Annotated in this window: 15 protein-coding genes; 10 read left to right on the top strand and 5 right to left on the bottom strand. The window is 50.6% G+C overall.

From position 1 onward, the window contains the following. Positions 1–7: 7 nt before the first annotated feature. The 4 genes from BN1002_RS18305 to BN1002_RS18290 all read left to right on the top strand — a co-directional run bounded on the left by BN1002_RS18305 (position 8) and on the right by BN1002_RS18290 (position 4,057). Positions 8–1,330 (top strand): alkaline phosphatase, encoded by a 1,323-nt coding sequence (locus tag BN1002_RS18305; protein WP_331386398.1) that lies wholly within the window; start codon positions 8–10, stop codon positions 1,328–1,330. 300 nt (positions 1,331–1,630) lie between these two features. Beyond that, positions 1,631–2,176 carry a TVP38/TMEM64 family protein gene (locus BN1002_RS18300; protein WP_048826952.1) on the top strand — a complete coding sequence of 182 codons (546 nt, stop codon included), beginning with the start codon at positions 1,631–1,633 and terminating at the stop codon, positions 2,174–2,176. Positions 2,177–2,347: 171 nt separating this feature from the next. Then, positions 2,348–3,307, top strand: a complete 960-nt coding sequence (gene msrA / locus BN1002_RS18295) for a peptide-methionine (S)-S-oxide reductase MsrA (RefSeq protein ID WP_048826951.1) — start codon at positions 2,348–2,350, stop codon at positions 3,305–3,307. Between the two features lie 9 nt (positions 3,308–3,316). Beyond that, the gene (locus tag BN1002_RS18290) at positions 3,317–4,057 is read left to right on the top strand and encodes a glycerophosphodiester phosphodiesterase (protein WP_048826950.1); all 741 of its coding nucleotides are present in this window, start codon (positions 3,317–3,319) and stop codon (positions 4,055–4,057) included. A gap of 463 nt (positions 4,058–4,520) precedes the next feature. On the opposite strand, the gene BN1002_RS18285 is transcribed toward BN1002_RS18290, so the two are convergent. Next, on the bottom strand, positions 4,521–4,943 hold the full coding sequence (locus tag BN1002_RS18285) for a hypothetical protein (protein ID WP_048826949.1): 423 nt from the start codon (positions 4,941–4,943) through the stop codon (positions 4,521–4,523). Positions 4,944–5,238: 295 nt separating this feature from the next. On the opposite strand from BN1002_RS18285, the gene BN1002_RS18280 reads away from it, so the two are divergent. The 5 genes from BN1002_RS18280 (at position 5,239) to BN1002_RS18260 (ending at position 8,825) form a co-directional block, all read left to right on the top strand. After that, positions 5,239–5,511 carry a ubiquitin-like small modifier protein 1 gene (locus tag BN1002_RS18280; protein ID WP_048826948.1) on the top strand — a complete coding sequence of 91 codons (273 nt, stop codon included), beginning with the start codon at positions 5,239–5,241 and terminating at the stop codon, positions 5,509–5,511. 3 nt (positions 5,512–5,514) lie between these two features. Further along, complete coding sequence (locus BN1002_RS18275) at positions 5,515–5,787, top strand: MoaD-like domain-containing protein (protein WP_048826947.1); 273 nt, start codon at positions 5,515–5,517, stop codon at positions 5,785–5,787. A gap of 157 nt (positions 5,788–5,944) precedes the next feature. Continuing rightward, positions 5,945–6,907, top strand: coding sequence for a nucleoside hydrolase (locus BN1002_RS18270; protein WP_048826946.1), 963 nt, complete (start codon positions 5,945–5,947; stop codon positions 6,905–6,907). Further along, positions 6,908–7,840 carry a nucleoside hydrolase gene (locus BN1002_RS18265; protein WP_048826945.1) on the top strand — a complete coding sequence of 311 codons (933 nt, stop codon included), beginning with the start codon at positions 6,908–6,910 and terminating at the stop codon, positions 7,838–7,840. It abuts the gene before it with no gap. A 58-nt stretch (positions 7,841–7,898) separates the two neighbouring features. After that, positions 7,899–8,825 (top strand): DMT family transporter, encoded by a 927-nt coding sequence (locus tag BN1002_RS18260; protein ID WP_048826944.1) that lies wholly within the window; start codon positions 7,899–7,901, stop codon positions 8,823–8,825. Positions 8,826–8,954: 129 nt separating this feature from the next. Here BN1002_RS18260 and BN1002_RS18255 read toward each other — a convergent pair whose 3' ends face one another. The 3 genes from BN1002_RS18255 to BN1002_RS18245 form a co-directional block, all read right to left on the bottom strand. Next, the gene (locus tag BN1002_RS18255) at positions 8,955–10,235 is read right to left on the bottom strand and encodes a S41 family peptidase (RefSeq protein ID WP_048826943.1); all 1,281 of its coding nucleotides are present in this window, start codon (positions 10,233–10,235) and stop codon (positions 8,955–8,957) included. 3 nt (positions 10,236–10,238) lie between these two features. Further along, positions 10,239–10,958 carry a class I SAM-dependent methyltransferase gene (locus BN1002_RS18250; RefSeq protein WP_048826942.1) on the bottom strand — a complete coding sequence of 240 codons (720 nt, stop codon included), beginning with the start codon at positions 10,956–10,958 and terminating at the stop codon, positions 10,239–10,241. 215 nt (positions 10,959–11,173) lie between these two features. Then, positions 11,174–13,015 (bottom strand): aldehyde ferredoxin oxidoreductase family protein, encoded by a 1,842-nt coding sequence (locus tag BN1002_RS18245; protein ID WP_048826941.1) that lies wholly within the window; start codon positions 13,013–13,015, stop codon positions 11,174–11,176. 320 nt (positions 13,016–13,335) lie between these two features. Between BN1002_RS18245 and BN1002_RS18240 the strand changes: the two genes are divergently transcribed. Next, positions 13,336–14,358 carry a ThiF family adenylyltransferase gene (locus BN1002_RS18240; RefSeq protein WP_048826940.1) on the top strand — a complete coding sequence of 341 codons (1,023 nt, stop codon included), beginning with the start codon at positions 13,336–13,338 and terminating at the stop codon, positions 14,356–14,358. Positions 14,359–14,447: 89 nt separating this feature from the next. Here BN1002_RS18240 and BN1002_RS18235 read toward each other — a convergent pair whose 3' ends face one another. Further along, a complete protein-coding gene (locus BN1002_RS18235) occupies positions 14,448–14,834 on the bottom strand; it encodes a hypothetical protein (protein WP_148362816.1) in 387 nt (128 codons plus the stop codon). Positions 14,835–14,837 lie beyond the last annotated feature (3 nt).

Raw genomic sequence — 14,837 nt, 5'->3', positions numbered from 1 at the left:
GGATTTTATGGCAATGAAGATGTTGAAGAAAAAGGTTTTGGCGATGACGGCCGTAACGGCGATGGCACTTGGAACGTTGGCGGGTTCTTATTTTACTGGCCCGAGTGCTGAGGCAGATTCTACCTACAACCATAACCATGGCAAAGTGAAAAATGTGATTTTCCTGATACCGGACGGATTTTCCGCATCCTACGCAACGAACTATCGCTGGTTTAAAGGAAAGGAAAGCCAGATGGACCAAATCCTAGTCGGGATGCACCGTACATACTCGGCCGATTCTGAAGTGACCGATTCAGCCGCGGCAGGGACAGCGATGGCCACCGGCGTTAAAACGAACAACGGAATGATCAGCACTTCTCCTGACGGCAAAAAACTAAAAACAATTCTGGAAACAGTTGAAGAAAAGGGGAAAGCAACCGGCCTTGTCGCCACTTCAACCATTACGCACGCGACCCCGGCTGTATTTGCATCCCACGTTGCATCGCGCGCTGACGAAGCGTCAATCGCTCCGCAGCTGCTTGAAAACGGCGTCGATGTTCTGCTTGGCGGCGGGAAAAAATATTTCCCTGATTCATTGATTGCCAATGCGAAAAAGGACGGCTACCAATACATCACGAGCAGGGATGAACTCGCTGGTGCCGCAAAGTCCAACAAGCTGATCGGTCTTTTTGCCGAAGACGCCCTCGCACCTTCATTGGACAGGGATGAAACGAATGAGCCGACGTTAGGGGAAATGACGGAAACCGCTATAAATGTTCTAAAGAAAGGTAAAGATGGATTCTTCCTAATGGTCGAAGGCAGCCAAATCGACTGGGCCGGGCACGATCATGACGCAGCCTGGGCCATGAGCGATGTCGCCGCGTTTGAAGAGGCACTCGCCAAGGCACTTGCTTTTGCAAAAAAAGACGGGCAGACGCTTGTCGTTGTGGCAGGCGACCATGACACTGGCGGCATGTCCGTCGGCGGATATGGCGTCTATGATGCCAACGTTGAAATTCTCCGCAACGTAACCGCAACCGGGGATTATATGGTCACCAAGCTGGATTCCGGCCGCAGCAATGTGAAGGCGGTCGTGAAGGAGTATACCGGACTGGATCTGACCGATGCTGAAGCGGAAAGAGTGCGGACAGCTTCCAAACCGGACATGGCAATTAACGAGATCGTTTCCGAGCGTGCCCGGGTCGGCTGGACGAGCACCGCCCATACCGGAGTAGACGTTCCACTCTATGCGTTCGGCCCAGGTTCCGATCTTTTCAACGGGCTGCATCAGAATACAGATTTGCCTGTTCTAATTGCCAAAGCGATGAAGATTAAATTTGATGGAAAGTAAATAGCATGCGAAGGCACCGTCCGGTTGAAGTGGCGGTGCCTTTTGGTGTGAATACTCTGTTGAAAATACTGGCCCGGCCGCCAGATTGAAGCCAGACGAGGGGAATCCAAATCTTTTCATTCAATCGCCATTTTCCGGTATACTTGGCTTACAGCGGAGGAGTTTTTTCCTCTGCCAAAGAGCATTCAGGTTTCAATCAATGGAGCCGTGGATAGTCGGAATTTCAGGCAAACGCTGCATTTCTGATTATCGGGATTTCATACACAGAATGCATTCGAATATATTTAATGGGGTAAAGTGATGCAGGAGTGGGTTGTTGGAATTTTTGAACAATACCGGGAAGCGGCTGTGCTGGTCATCGTCTTGCTGAATGTAGCGATCAGTATTCTTGGCGTGGTGCCGAGTGTGTTTTTGACAGCGGCGAATATCGTCGTGTTTGGACCGGTCGGCGGGACGGCGATTTCCGCTCTCGGCGAAGCGGCTGGTGCTGCGGTTTCGTTTTTCCTTTACCGAAAAGGCTTCAAGCGTTGGGTGCAAACGAAGCTGCCAGATTCACGCTGGGCTGAAACATTGCTCACGGCCCGGGGGAAGGAGGCGTTCCTTTTGATTATTGGTTTGAGGGTCCTGCCATTCGTTCCGTCCGGACTCGTCACCTTTGCCGCGGCGATTGGCTCTGTCGGTGCAATCACCTTTATTGCCGCAAGTACAATTGGCAAAATTCCTGCCCTGCTCATCGAGGCATATTCCGTCTATCAGGTTACAGAATGGACGGTTCAGGGCAAACTATTCCTGATTGTATTTTCAATAATCGTTATTTATCTTGGATTCAAGAAAAACCGGAAGTAAGTTTTGCAGAAACAGCTTTAAACAGGCAAAATGAGCTCACGCATTTTTTCTTTATGTTGTAGCAACGGAATTGTCAAAGGCCATTTTTCCAAAAGGCTTCAGTAAAAATGATTTGAATAAACTGCGGAGCCCAACAGGGTTTCCGCCGAGTGATACGAAGGAGGGGCTTATATGTCTGAACAATTGGAACTCGCTACTTTCGCGGGAGGCTGTTTCTGGTGCATGGTACAACCGTTTGATGAACAGCCGGGCATCAAGGAGGTTGTTTCCGGCTACACGGGAGGCCATACCGAAAATCCTACCTATGAGGAGGTCTGCACGGATACGACTGGCCATTATGAAGCTGTCCAGATTACGTTTGATCCGTCCGTATTTCCATACAAGAAGCTGCTGGAGCTCTTTTGGCAGCAGATCGACCCGACCGATCCCGGCGGCCAGTTCGGTGACCGCGGCTCATCGTACCGGACGGCAATTTTCTACCATAACGAGGAGCAGCACAGGCTTGCGGAGGAATCGAAGCGGGAACTCACTGAAAGCGGCCGTTTCAGCAAGCCAATCGCCACGGAAATTCTCCCGGCAAAATCGTTTTACCGCGCCGAAGAGAACCATCAGCATTATTACAAAAAGAACGCCTGGCATTATAACATGTACAAGGAAGGCTCGGGCAGAGCGGGTTTTATCCGCGAGAATTGGAAAAAGAAGAAGAGCGAAGAAGAGCTGCGCAGCGAACTGACGCCGATGCAGTACGAGGTGACCCAGAACAGCGCGACTGAGCCGCCGTTCCAAAATGAGTTTTGGAACCATGAGGATGAAGGCATCTATGTTGACATCGTTTCTGGTGAACCCCTGTTCAGCTCGACTGATAAATATGATGCCGGCTGTGGCTGGCCGAGCTTTACGAGGCCGATCAGAAGGAACGAGATTGAGGAAAGGCTTGATACCACGTACGGGATGAGGCGGATCGAGGTGCGTTCGAAAACGGCCGACTCGCACCTTGGGCACGTATTTGATGACGGCCCAGGCCCTGACCGCGCCCGCTACTGCATCAACTCGGCTGCTCTCCGATTCGTGCCGAAGGATAAGCTTGAGGAAGAAGGGTACGGGGAATTCCTGGCTCTTTTTGAAAAGTAGGTGAGTAGCATGGAAAAGGGGAAAACGAAAATATTCGCCCATCGTGGCAGCAAAGGTACCCATCCGGAAAATACGATTCCAGCGTTCCGGGAGGCGCTCCGCCATAGAATCGACGGAATTGAACTGGACGTCCATTTATCAAAGGATGGCGAGTTGGTCGTCATCCATGACGAAAAGGTTGACCGGACAACGAACGGTTCGGGCCGCGTCGGTAGTATGACGCTTCAGGAACTGAAAAGCCTGGATGCGGGTTCATGGCTTTCTTGGGAATTCGTTAACACGACCATTCCCACGCTTGATGAAGTGCTTGAATTGATGAGGGGTACAGGGATTACGTTGAATGTGGAAATTAAAAGCGACATCATTCCGTACAAAGGCATCGAGGAAAAAGTGCTAGATGCCTTGGCACGGTATGATTATCTGGATAAAACAATCATTTCATCGTTCAACCATTACAGCGTAAAAAGGATACAGGAGCTGAATCCAAAGGTAAAAACCGCGATTCTATACATGGAACCTCTTTATGAGCCTTGGGTATATGCAAAAACTGTCGGCGCATCTGCGCTGCATGTTTACCTTCCAGTCGCCTATATGGACATGGTGAAGGAGGCACCCGCGCACGGGTTCCCGGTTAGGGTCTTTACTGTGAATAAGGAAAAGGATATGCGGAAGCTAATGGAGGCCGGGGTAGATACAATCATGACAGATTATCCCGAGCTTGCGGTTTCAATCAGGGATGCTGATGTGTGACTGAAAATCGATGTAGGGCCGTGTTCGGGCTAGAGGAAGTTTCTCTGTGCCCGGATGCGGCTTTTTATATTGGGTTAGGGCTTAGAGAAGGCTTCTCTGTTCCCGAAATTCGAATTTGAAATCAAAACGGGCTTAGAGAGCGCTTGTCTGTGCCCGGATTCTACTTTTGGCCAAGTGTTTGGGCTTAGAGACGGCTTCTCTGTTCCCGAAATTCGAATTTGAAATCAAAACGGGCTTAGAGGGCGCTTGTCTGTGCCCGGATTCTACTTTTGGCCAGTGTTTGGGCTTAGAGACGGCTTCTTGTTCCCGAAATTCGAATTTGAAATCAAAACGGGCTTAGAGGGCGCTTGTCTGTGCCTGAATTCTGCTTTTGGCCAAGTGTTCGGGCTTAGAGAAGGCTCCTCTGTTCCCAAAATCAGAATTTGAAATCAATACGGGCTTAGAGACCGCATCGCGGGAGGTTTCACTGGATGCTTGCTTTGCTGTCATGCGCCAGGCCGCTGATCATGCCGATGAAAACTGGATAAATGGTCATATAAATCAAAATGACGAAGCCGCCGCCAGGAGCAGGTTCGTATTGGGGCGGAATTTGCGGCATGATGGTGATGAAAAGCACATAAATGCTCAATAAATAATACGGAAGCCATAGCACAATCGATAAATAACGGATGGTTCCATGCAGCCATTTTCCTGTAAATTGGCAAAAAGAGAATGACGAGAGAAGCATTGAAAGAACAACCACCGAGAACAATAGGCCGGCCGATCTCGTTTCACTCAATGGACTGATTGCAATAAGCCAATTCCAATAAACATAAACAATATGAAAAAGGCAAAACAGCAATCCATAAAAAGCGGACAGAATATTTAACCGGATAAAGGTTTTCAAACAGTTCCACCCCTCTGAAAAAATCAATGAAACTGACACTTCCTTTTTAACATACCACTCGTTTTCCTTTTATTTCAATACAACCATAAATTTCCCAACTTACAAAGAGACAAAACTTTAAACTTTTCACATAGTTCTTCCTGCCCCACCCTGCTTTACTAGGAAGCCGGACTGGTCCAGATATCCTTTTTACAGATGACAATGAGCCTGGTTTCCCTTAAGATGGAAGGTAAAGGGAACCTTAAAGGCGGGAAGCACTAAAGCCGCCTGGAGTGGGATAAAGGGGGAGTTTTCCATGCAGGTAAAGGTATTTGCCAATCTCCGCGTAATTTGCGGCGGCGTCACGGTCGAGGTGAAGCCGGATGGAAGCCGGGTCATTGATGTACTTGAAAAGATGGTCGAGATGTTCCCGGATATAGAAGATGAAATTTTCACACCGGAACGGACGCTGAAGGATTTTGTTCATGTATACATTAACGGGAAAAATATTGTCCATTTGAACGACCTCGAAACAGAAGTCAATGAAACCGATCAGTTTGCGCTGTTCCCGCCTGTCGCGGGAGGCTGACCAATGGGCGAGAAACTGCTTGAGTTCCGCGGCATCAACCTCAGCCACCTCTGTATGTATTTCGAAGAACTGGGCGGCGCCAAAGTGACGGATGATCTGCCCATCAGCTATAAAGGCGCCAATTGGAGCGCGGAAATCCTGTCAGAAGAGGAACTATCGTTTACAAAAACATTTAAAGTTAATGCTGTACATATCCGATTCAGAGCTGAAACGGAAGAGGCGCTAGGTGACCTTCTCAAAAAATACCGCTATAAAACAACACGGATCGGCGGTTGAATACCCTTCGATACCCGGACGGCTTCCTGCTGTTCCGGTTTTTATTTTCCTCGCGGAAGAAAAAACCTGGCCGCCGGGAAGTTTAGGGGCTCGAATTTTGCGAAAATCTTGGGTATGCTAGAAAGTGCATTCATACTTAATTAAGGAAGGTACGTTTATGGCAAAAAAAGTAATCCTCGATATCGATACAGGCATTGATGACGCTCTCGCCATCCTTTATCTGTTAAAGCATCCGAACGTTGAAGTGAAAGGGCTGACGACCGGTTTCGGGAATGTTGACGTCGCCCAGGCAACACTGAACACCCTCCAAATCGCTGAGCTTGCGGGAGCAGCGGATGTACCCGTCTACGCCGGCGCGGCCAAACCTCTACTCGGGGAATGGAAAGGCCCTGTCGTCCACGTTCACGGTGAGAACGGGATTGGGGATGTTTCGCTTCCTTTGCCAAAAGAAAAAGCCGGGGAAGAACGGGCATCCGACTTCATCGTCAGGGCGGTGAACGAAGAACCAGGCGAAATCTCGATCATTACGGTTGCGCGGCTCACCAATCTCGCCGAAGCACTGGCAAAAGACCCAACTCTTCCGCAAAAAGTGAAAGAAGTCGTCGTCATGGGCGGCGCGGTCACGGTACCGGGAAATGTCACTCCTGTATCCGAAGCGAACATTGCTGGAGACCCGGAGGCGGCCCACATGGTTTTCGAAGCAGGTTTCCCGCTCACCTTGGTCGGGCTCGATGTCACGATGCAAACGCAAATCACCGCGGAAGACATGGCGTGGATGGTCAGCCAGAAGGACGAAACGAATGAGGAACTCATCGAAGCGCTTGATGAGATGATGCGCTTCAGGCTAGCTGCCTACAAAAAGATGGACGGCATCGACGGCAGCCCGATTCACGATCCATTAGCGGTCGCAGTCACCCTCCATCCCGATATCGTAAAAACGGAGCCGATGCAAGTCGCCATTGAAACAAAAGGCGCCCTCTCTTCCGGCGCGACGATCGCCGACCTGCGCGGACGGGATCTCACGCATCCGAATGTGAACGTCTGCCTAGAAGTAGACGCGGAGCGGTTCATCCGTGAATTTGTCGAAGTTGTATCCGGCAAGAAGAGGGAGGTTTTATAAATGAAGAAAGTCATCCTTGATGTAGATACTGGTATCGATGATGCGATGGCAATCGCGTATGCGGCGCATTCCGTGGACATCGACCTGATCGGAATTACGACCTGCTTCGGGAATACGTCTGTCGAGGAAGCAACCAGGAACACCCTACAGCTGCTCGAGTTGCTTGGCCGCGAGGATATCCCCGTTTATCCCGGTGCCGCAGCTCCGCTTTTTAGGCCGCCATTGAAAAAGAAGGCGACATTTGTCCATGGCGAGGACGCGATGGGCAACCATTCATTGCCACTGCCAAAGGCGCAAGCCTCAGGAAAGCATGCGGCCGAATATATGGTTGAAATGATATTAAAGCATCCAAACGAAATTACGCTTGTCTGTGTTGGCAGCATGGCCAATCTGGCCCTCGCTGTCATGAAAGAGCCTTCGATTGTTGAAAAGGTCGGGCGCATTGTCATCATGGGCGGCGCCGCGACTGTTCCCGGCAACGTCACGCCGGCAGCCGAGGCAAATATATATGCAGACCCGGAAAGTGCCGAAATCGTGTTCCGCTCCGGCCTGCCGATCACGATGGTCGGACTTGATGTCACGATGCAGACGCTGCTTCCGCGGGAACAGCTAGACATGTGGAAGGCTAAGCAAACGCCGCTTGGCGATTTCATGGCCCACATTGTCGGCTTTTATATGGACTCTTATTTGAACTTTTATCCGGGCATCCAAGGCTGCGCGCTCCACGATCCGCTGGCGATTGGCGCCGTGATTAATCCCGCTTTTATCAAAACAAAGCCGATGCACATCCAGGTCGATTGCGAAGGGATCCACTCTATCGGCAGGACGGTTCCTGATTTGCGGAACATCCCGGCCAACCCGCCGAACGTCGATGTCGCACTGGAAGTCGATGCTGACGCGTTCCTTGAGCACTTTTTAAGTGTGGTCGTGTGACCGCCATTAGTGCGTTGTAAACAGTGGAGAAGTCCGATTTTCGGAAAGGGACGTCTCTTTGCTTGAACAGCTTTTGTTTTTGCAAGATGGAAGGGTTGATCAGTTGAACAGGACACTTGGAATTCTATCGGTTTTAACAGCCGCCTCTTTATATGGATTCGTCAATACGATTGTTAAGCTCGCATACGCGGACGGTTTCACGTTTGCCGAGCTGACCATCAGCCAGTACGTTTACGGTACGCTTGGCCTGCTGGTGCTCATTGTGGCCACAAGGTCTTTTGGCAAAATAAGCTTTCGCGACTATGCGAAGCTTTTGGCCGTCGGGGGAATAGGCCTCGGCGGAACGAGCCTCGCTCTGTACACGAGCCTTGCTCACGTACCGACGTCCGTCTCGCTCGTCATGCTGTTCCAGTTCACCTGGATTGGCCTGTTGATCGAAAAGTTTGTTTTCAAAAGAAAAATCCGCCGCAACGAATGGTTGGCCGTGGTAATCGTGCTTGCCGGAACGCTTCTCGTCCTTCAGATTACCAGCGTGGATTCCGGGGTCATCAATGCGCCAGGCGTTTTGTATGGGTTTCTCGCGGCAATCTTCTATTCGGTCTTTTTAATTGGAGCCTCGGTTCTGCCGCAAACCATCCCGCAGTTTTATAAAAACGGATTGATGGTTTCCGGAACGCTTGTGCTGCTGTTGATTGGCTTCTCGGTTACCACGCCGATGAGCGGGATTAACCCGTTTGGCAGCGTACTGAAATGGGGTCTGATGCTTGGAATATTGGCCCAGCTTCTGCCGCCGGTCCTGTTCACTTATGGCGCGCCGAAAATTGGCGGGACGCTTACGTCAATTTTAAGCTCGGTGGAATTGCCCGTCGGCATTATCGCTTCCAATCTAATTTTGGGCGAGAAGGTCGTTCTAGTGCAGTGGATCGGGATGCTGTTAATTCTTGCGGGGATTGTCGTGTCGCAGATGAGGCAGCGGGAAGGGTAGAACTCGCGAACCTTGTTTTAGTTGGATGACGTGTTTCAGTGTTGCCCTATAATAAGTAAGAAGGCCCCATCAGAGTTGATGGGGCCTTTAAAAGTGGCGGAAATGAAAATTTCTTTTGCAAATATAGTCTTAATTTCCGAGCAGGTGGCCAGACTCCAGGAGTTCAAGCGCTTTTTCGGCATCGACGTCCCGAACTAGATGCTCGGGCGTCCAAGGGATATAGACGTGGGGCTTAATCCCGCTGCCTGGCAGGTAGTTCTCGTCGGTCCTGGCCAGACGTGAAGTAGGATACCAAAGTTTAAAACTTTCTCCCCAGGTTTCACAGGTAAGATTGCCGTAGTCGGTCAGTCCCATGGTGGGCCGCCCGATGACAGTAACCTTGCTGGATTTTTTGCATACCTCGACGAACGACTCGCCGGAACTTCCGCAATAATCATCGGTGAGAACGATTATTTTGCGCGGACTAGGCATTCCCTTTACGAACAGATCACCTAGCAGTTCGGAAAAATCAAAGGTGACAAAGCCTTTTCCTTTATTCTTTTCCCACTCCCGCTGAAAGATTTGGAGAAAAATGCGCGACTCTTCGGCTTCAGTCACATCCAACTGCGCGGCCAGCATTTTTTGAACCCGCTCAGCATTTGCCTCCGTCGTGTTAAAAATCATATCCGCACCAGTATCAGCAGCCAGGTCGACACCTTCCTCCGGCATGAGGTAGGGTAGAAGAGGATAAAAGCTCATATCGCTGCCGCCGCGGTTCGAGCGTACGTCGATAATCCACGATTCTGCGTTTTCAAGCTCCGTTTTGTTTGCCTCAACCATCGCCAAGATGGCATCCGGGTCCGCGAAATCGGTCAGCGTCATCCATAGCGTCCCCCGCCAGTTTTTGACCGAATATTCGGGCTGATAAGGCTTCTTTTCAAATTGGCTGAATGAAAAAGTCGAAGCAGTTCCATCCTTGTCTTCCAGTTCTCCGTTGGAATAGCGCTGGAGAATCTTGTTCCAGTTTTCCCGCTCCGGATGGGACTCTTTCAGGTAGCGTGAGTGCTTTTTGGATAATTCAGCAATGCTTAGACCGCCAAGGCTGCTGAAAGCGATCCCGGTTTCCAGTCTAGTTTCCTCGGAAACTTCAGTTACATATAGCTTGTCCTCGTAGCGGCGGACTCGGAAGCCAACATCCGTCTGGCCTCTCTTTTGCGCGCGAAGATTCGTAAAAAAGATGTGCTGGTCGTTGAAATCGATTAAATAGTCCTCGACCACTTCAGTAAACGTCTCATCAGTCAGCTTGCTCTCTTTTTCGAGTGATTCTATTTTTGTGAGGAAAAACTCGGGGTTATCCCATCCTTTCTTATCCTCGCAGCCGGCATAGTCATTTTGCATGATGTAGACAATTTCTTTGAAAATATTCTTCATTAGTTAGGCTCCTTTTACATTCGAAGTTGCTTTGATAATTAAAAAGTTCGGCGACTTCATCAGTTTCTCAAAGGATTCTGGCTTCAGTTCTTTAAATTTTGCCGTGGGAATTGGTTCAATTACTTTTTCGATTGCAAAATAGGCGATCGTTTCGTTTAAAATGTTTTGCAGCGGCCTCCGGTAAAACGGCACGTCGAACAATTTCCCATCCTTTCGCCACTGGTCTATGATCAGCTCCATTGAAAAGTAGTTTGGATTCTCAGATAGCTGAATGTCAGTGAACGGATGGTGGATGGAAAACAAGAACATACCATCAGGTTTGAGAATCCGTTTAAATTCGCTAAAAGTAAAGGACCAATCTTTCAAGTAATGGAGGGCGAGCGAGCTGACCACATAATCGAAAGACTGATCGTCAAATGGAAGAGCTTCAGTTAAGTCATGACAAAAAATATTAGCCTTATCACCGGCACGCCTTTTTGCCGCGCTCACCATCTCGGGGCTAATATCGATCCCGGCAACCTTCGCGCCGCGGTTGGCAAGCTCCACCGCATACCATCCAGCAGCACAGCCGGCATCCAGTATCTTTGTTCCTGCTAAATCCTCCGGCAGCTCTGCGAGCATGGCAGGCCGTTCGTATTCGCCGTTATAGAGATTATCTATGTCAACGGACTTTTCATAAGCACCGGAAAGCTTGTTGAAAACCTCTATGATTCTATCCTTCATTGTTCACCTCGTGTAAGTTTCATAATAAGATTGATTGCAACTTATACACTCCTAATCTCTGCAAAAGAATAAAAAGGCTTCTGCCCGAATTGCGCAGAAGCCTTGCATTGATTACTCGATATTTCTTTTCAGACCTGAATGGCTGCTTCAAAATTGTCGCCGCCTGGTATTTCGGTTCCCGGATGAGGCAGGGGAATCGTCCCCGTGCTTCACTCTTAAACTAGCTGGCTGCCTGGTTCTGCTGTTTCAGGGAGAATGCCGAGTTCCCTGAGTTTTTCTTCTGGGACAACGCCGTCTTTCCAGCCGCGGACGTTGTAGTATTCGTCCAGCATGATGTCCATGCGGCTGACGGACCCTGCGCTGTTGCCGGTGGCGGGTTCTTCGGTGAACCTCTTTGGCAGGAAGTCGTCTTCGCGTTTGTTGAAGCCTGCGAGGTTGTTGTAGTAACGCTCCAGGTTGTAGATCCGTTCTCCAGCGAGCATGACGTCGTCGGCTGTCATTGGGATGCCGGTCATTGCGCTATATTGCTCGGCATAGTTCTCGGCATTTTCGGAGAAGGATGAGAATTTACAAATATTCATCGAGTCGGAGAAGGAAAGCAGGTCCTGGAATATTTTCAGGAGCTCGCCTTTTCCTTCCGGCTGCAGACGGTCGGTTGGTTCCGGGATGCCTGCAATCTCGGATGCGACGGTGTAGCCGCGCAGGTGGCAGGCACCGCGGTTGCTTGTCGCGTAGCCGAGGCCGATTCCCTGGATGCCCCTCGGGTCATAGGCAGGAATGGACTGGCCTTTGACCGACATGGACAGCTCAGGCGCTCCCCACATGGTGGTCGCGCGGGCCGGGCCTTCAGCCAGGACGCCACCGAAGCCTTCTCGGTGGGCGATCTTCCTTGTCATTTCAATCATCTTGTCCGCGTCGCCCCAGTCAAGCTTTTCATCAACAATTCCTTTTTCATACGCTTCCATCGTCACGGAGAAGGCATTCCCGAGTTCGATTGTATCGATGCCGTACTCATTGCACGAATCGATCAGGTAGGCGATTGCTTCTGAATTGCTCAGCCCGCTGTTTGCGCCAAGCGCCCAGGCGGATTCGAATTCGAAGCTTTCAACCCGCGTTTTATATTTACCGTCCTTGACTTCGACCTCAATTTTGCAGGCGACCGGACAGGCGTGGCAAGTATTATTCGCGACGAGCAGATGCTCGTTTACATACTCACCGCTATGCAGCTCGGCCTGATCCCAGTTCGTGAATTGGGCGTTTTTTGTTGGCAGTGCGCCGACCTCGTTGATCAGGTTGGTCAGGACGTTCGTTCCGTATACGGAAAGGCCGCCTTTGTTCGGCGCGGTCAGCCCGCCTTCAAGGATAGCTTTAACTGCTTTTTTGTTGGCTTCTTTATACTCGTCTGCCAATGCCGGCTGCGGCATGTTGCCTTTTTGCGCGGCTTTGATGACGATTGCTTTTAATTTCTTATATCCTGCTACCGCAGCAGTACCTCCGCGTCCTGCTGAACGGTCGTGCTCGTTGATGAAAGAGGCATAGCGGACAAGGTTTTCCCCGGCTTGGCCGATTGCCATGACGCTAAGGTCCTCCGCGCCATAGCGGTCCTTCATCGCTTTTACGGTTGCCCGTGTGCTAGTTCCCCACTCGGCGGATGCGTCGCGAAGTTCTGCTTTGCCATCCTCTATGTAGAGGTAAACAGGCCTGTCGCTCTTTCCTTTGATGATCACGTTGTCAACGCCAGCCCACTTCAGGCGCGCCGCAGTCCATCCACCCATATGGGAGTCGGTCACGGTCCCGGTCAGCGGGGATTTCGTTACAACAGCTAGCCGTCCGCTCATTGAAGAACGCGATCCGGTTACCGGACCGGTCATGATGCATAGGATATTGTCCTCCGAGAGCGGTTCCACTTCAGGCCCGTTATCAAGGACATATTTTACGCCCAAGCCGCGCCCGCCGATATACTTCCGTACGTTATCTTCATTGATGCTTCTGTACTCAACTGTGCCACTAGTCAAATCAACTACTACTTCATTGTTCTTGAAGCCGCCAAGATTCATCGATTTGCTGCCCCCTTACTAAAATTTTGTAGGATTAAGAAAACCGGGTATCCACTCTCCCTTAAGAGCGGATCGCCTGGCTTTTTGAGAAAAACCAGGTGCCGCGCCTCCCTTTAGACGGGCGTTCCCATTTTTCTTTTGCGCCGGAAAAAGGACACACCCCTCCCGTTGCAAAAAAAGCTGTACCTAATCACTATTCTTCATTTTGGGTATAAATTCCTTCTTAATTTGAGAACAATTTTAAATTTTTTGTAAATTTTTCTGAAAAGCTTTTATAATGAAAGTATTGTTGTGGGTAAATTTTGAAAGGAGCGGGCGAAATGGAGAGATATTCGCGCCAGATGCTGTTTAAACCGATAGGGGAAGAAGGCCAGAGAAAGCTGCTTGCAAGCCGTGCTGCCATCGTCGGGATGGGGGCGCTTGGCACCGTCATCGCCAACCATCTTGTTCGTTCAGGGGTCGGCTATGTGCGGCTCATCGACCGCGATTTGGTCGAGCTGTCGAATCTTCAGCGCCAAACCCTGTACACGGAGGAGGACGCGCGCAAAAATCTTCCCAAGGCTGTCGCTGCTGCCGACAGGCTTCGAGCAGTGAACTCGGAAATAGAGATTGACCCGGTCATTGCCGATGTGAACCTCGATAATGCCGAGGAGCTCCTCGCCGGCTTCGATGTCATAGTGGACGGAACTGATAATTTTTCAATCCGCTATTTGATGAACGATATTTCAATAAAATTCAATATTCCCTGGGTTTACGGGGGGGCGGTCAGCTCGCGCGGCATGTTCGCCGTTATCATTCCTGGCAAAACGCCGTGCTACCGCTGCCTGTTCCCCGACGCCCAAGCCGGACTCGGCGAAACATGCGACACAATTGGCGTCCTGTCGCCGATTACCGAAATTATCGGTTCCTTCGAAGCGATGGAGGCGATAAAAATACTCGTCGGCGCAGAACACAACCCGAACCTTGAGCAAGTCGACATCTGGTACAACTCGACAATGCAGATGGACATCTCAAAGGGACGCAATCCCGACTGCCCGGCCTGTGGCCAAGGGCAGTTTGATTTTCTCGACCGTTCATCTGATAAACAGGTCGCCTTCACCGCTCTGTGCGGCCGGGACACCGTCCAAATCAATCCGCGCAAAAAGAACCCGGTGGATCTTAAGAAATTGGCTGGCATTCTGCGAGAGGCGGGCACCGTCACTGCTGCCAACCCGTTCCTGCTCAAATTCGAGCCGGACGAGCGAGTCAGCATGGTTTTCTTCAAAGATGGCCGCGTCCTCGTCCACGGCACAAATGATTTAGCAGAGGCGAAATCGTATTTTGCGAGATATGCGGGGGGATGAGCGAAAGGGTCTCTAAGCCCTTCCGGAAGAAATTTTGAGGATTTGGTCGTAGATAGGGGAATTCTGAATGAAGTTTGTTTAGTCTTCATTTATTGAAGGGTGGTTGGCGCCCGCAGCGTGGGAAAACGTATCGTCCGGTCGCCAATAGAGGTGGTTGGCGCCCGCAGCGTGGGAAAACGTATTGTCCGGTCGCCAATAAAAGTGGTTGGCGCCCGCAGCGTGGAAAAACGTATCGTCCGGTCGCCAATAACAGTGGTTGGCACCCGCAGTGTGAAAAAACGTATCGTCCGGTCGCCAATAACAGTGGTTGGCGCCCGCAGCGTGAAAAAACGTATCGTCCGGTCGCCAATAACAGTGGTTGGCGCCCGCAGCGTAGAAAAACGTATCGCCCGGTCGCCAATAGAGGTGGTTGGCGCCCGCAGCGTGGAAAAACGTATCGTCCGGTCGCCAATAGAGGTGGACAACAACTTTTGCATAAA

It is taken from the genome of Bacillus sp. B-jedd (assembly GCF_000821085.1).
In the GTDB taxonomy this organism is placed as follows: Bacteria; Bacillota; Bacilli; order Bacillales; family Cytobacillaceae; genus Bacillus_D.
Note: the sequence above shows the minus strand (reverse complement) of the source record. Positions and strands in the feature narration are given on the sequence as shown.

What these genes read in the sequence shown, in the direction of transcription:
- BN1002_RS18300 (WP_048826952.1), top strand. Translation starts at nt 1,631, where the DNA reads ATGCAGGAGTGGGTTGTTGGAATTTTTGAACAATACCGGGAAGCGGCT.
- BN1002_RS18250 (WP_048826942.1), bottom strand. Translation starts at nt 10,958, where the DNA reads ATGAAGGATAGAATCATAGAGGTTTTCAACAAGCTTTCCGGTGCTTAT.
- msrA (WP_048826951.1), top strand. Translation starts at nt 2,348, where the DNA reads ATGTCTGAACAATTGGAACTCGCTACTTTCGCGGGAGGCTGTTTCTGG.
- BN1002_RS18235 (WP_148362816.1), bottom strand. Translation starts at nt 14,834, where the DNA reads ATGCAAAAGTTGTTGTCCACCTCTATTGGCGACCGGACGATACGTTTT.
- BN1002_RS18305 (WP_331386398.1), top strand. Translation starts at nt 8, where the DNA reads ATGGCAATGAAGATGTTGAAGAAAAAGGTTTTGGCGATGACGGCCGTA.
- BN1002_RS18255 (WP_048826943.1), bottom strand. Translation starts at nt 10,235, where the DNA reads ATGAAGAATATTTTCAAAGAAATTGTCTACATCATGCAAAATGACTAT.
- BN1002_RS18280 (WP_048826948.1), top strand. Translation starts at nt 5,239, where the DNA reads ATGCAGGTAAAGGTATTTGCCAATCTCCGCGTAATTTGCGGCGGCGTC.
- BN1002_RS18265 (WP_048826945.1), top strand. Translation starts at nt 6,908, where the DNA reads ATGAAGAAAGTCATCCTTGATGTAGATACTGGTATCGATGATGCGATG.
- BN1002_RS18245 (WP_048826941.1), bottom strand. Translation starts at nt 13,015, where the DNA reads ATGAATCTTGGCGGCTTCAAGAACAATGAAGTAGTAGTTGATTTGACT.
- BN1002_RS18270 (WP_048826946.1), top strand. Translation starts at nt 5,945, where the DNA reads ATGGCAAAAAAAGTAATCCTCGATATCGATACAGGCATTGATGACGCT.
- BN1002_RS18240 (WP_048826940.1), top strand. Translation starts at nt 13,336, where the DNA reads ATGGAGAGATATTCGCGCCAGATGCTGTTTAAACCGATAGGGGAAGAA.
- BN1002_RS18290 (WP_048826950.1), top strand. Translation starts at nt 3,317, where the DNA reads ATGGAAAAGGGGAAAACGAAAATATTCGCCCATCGTGGCAGCAAAGGT.
- BN1002_RS18275 (WP_048826947.1), top strand. Translation starts at nt 5,515, where the DNA reads ATGGGCGAGAAACTGCTTGAGTTCCGCGGCATCAACCTCAGCCACCTC.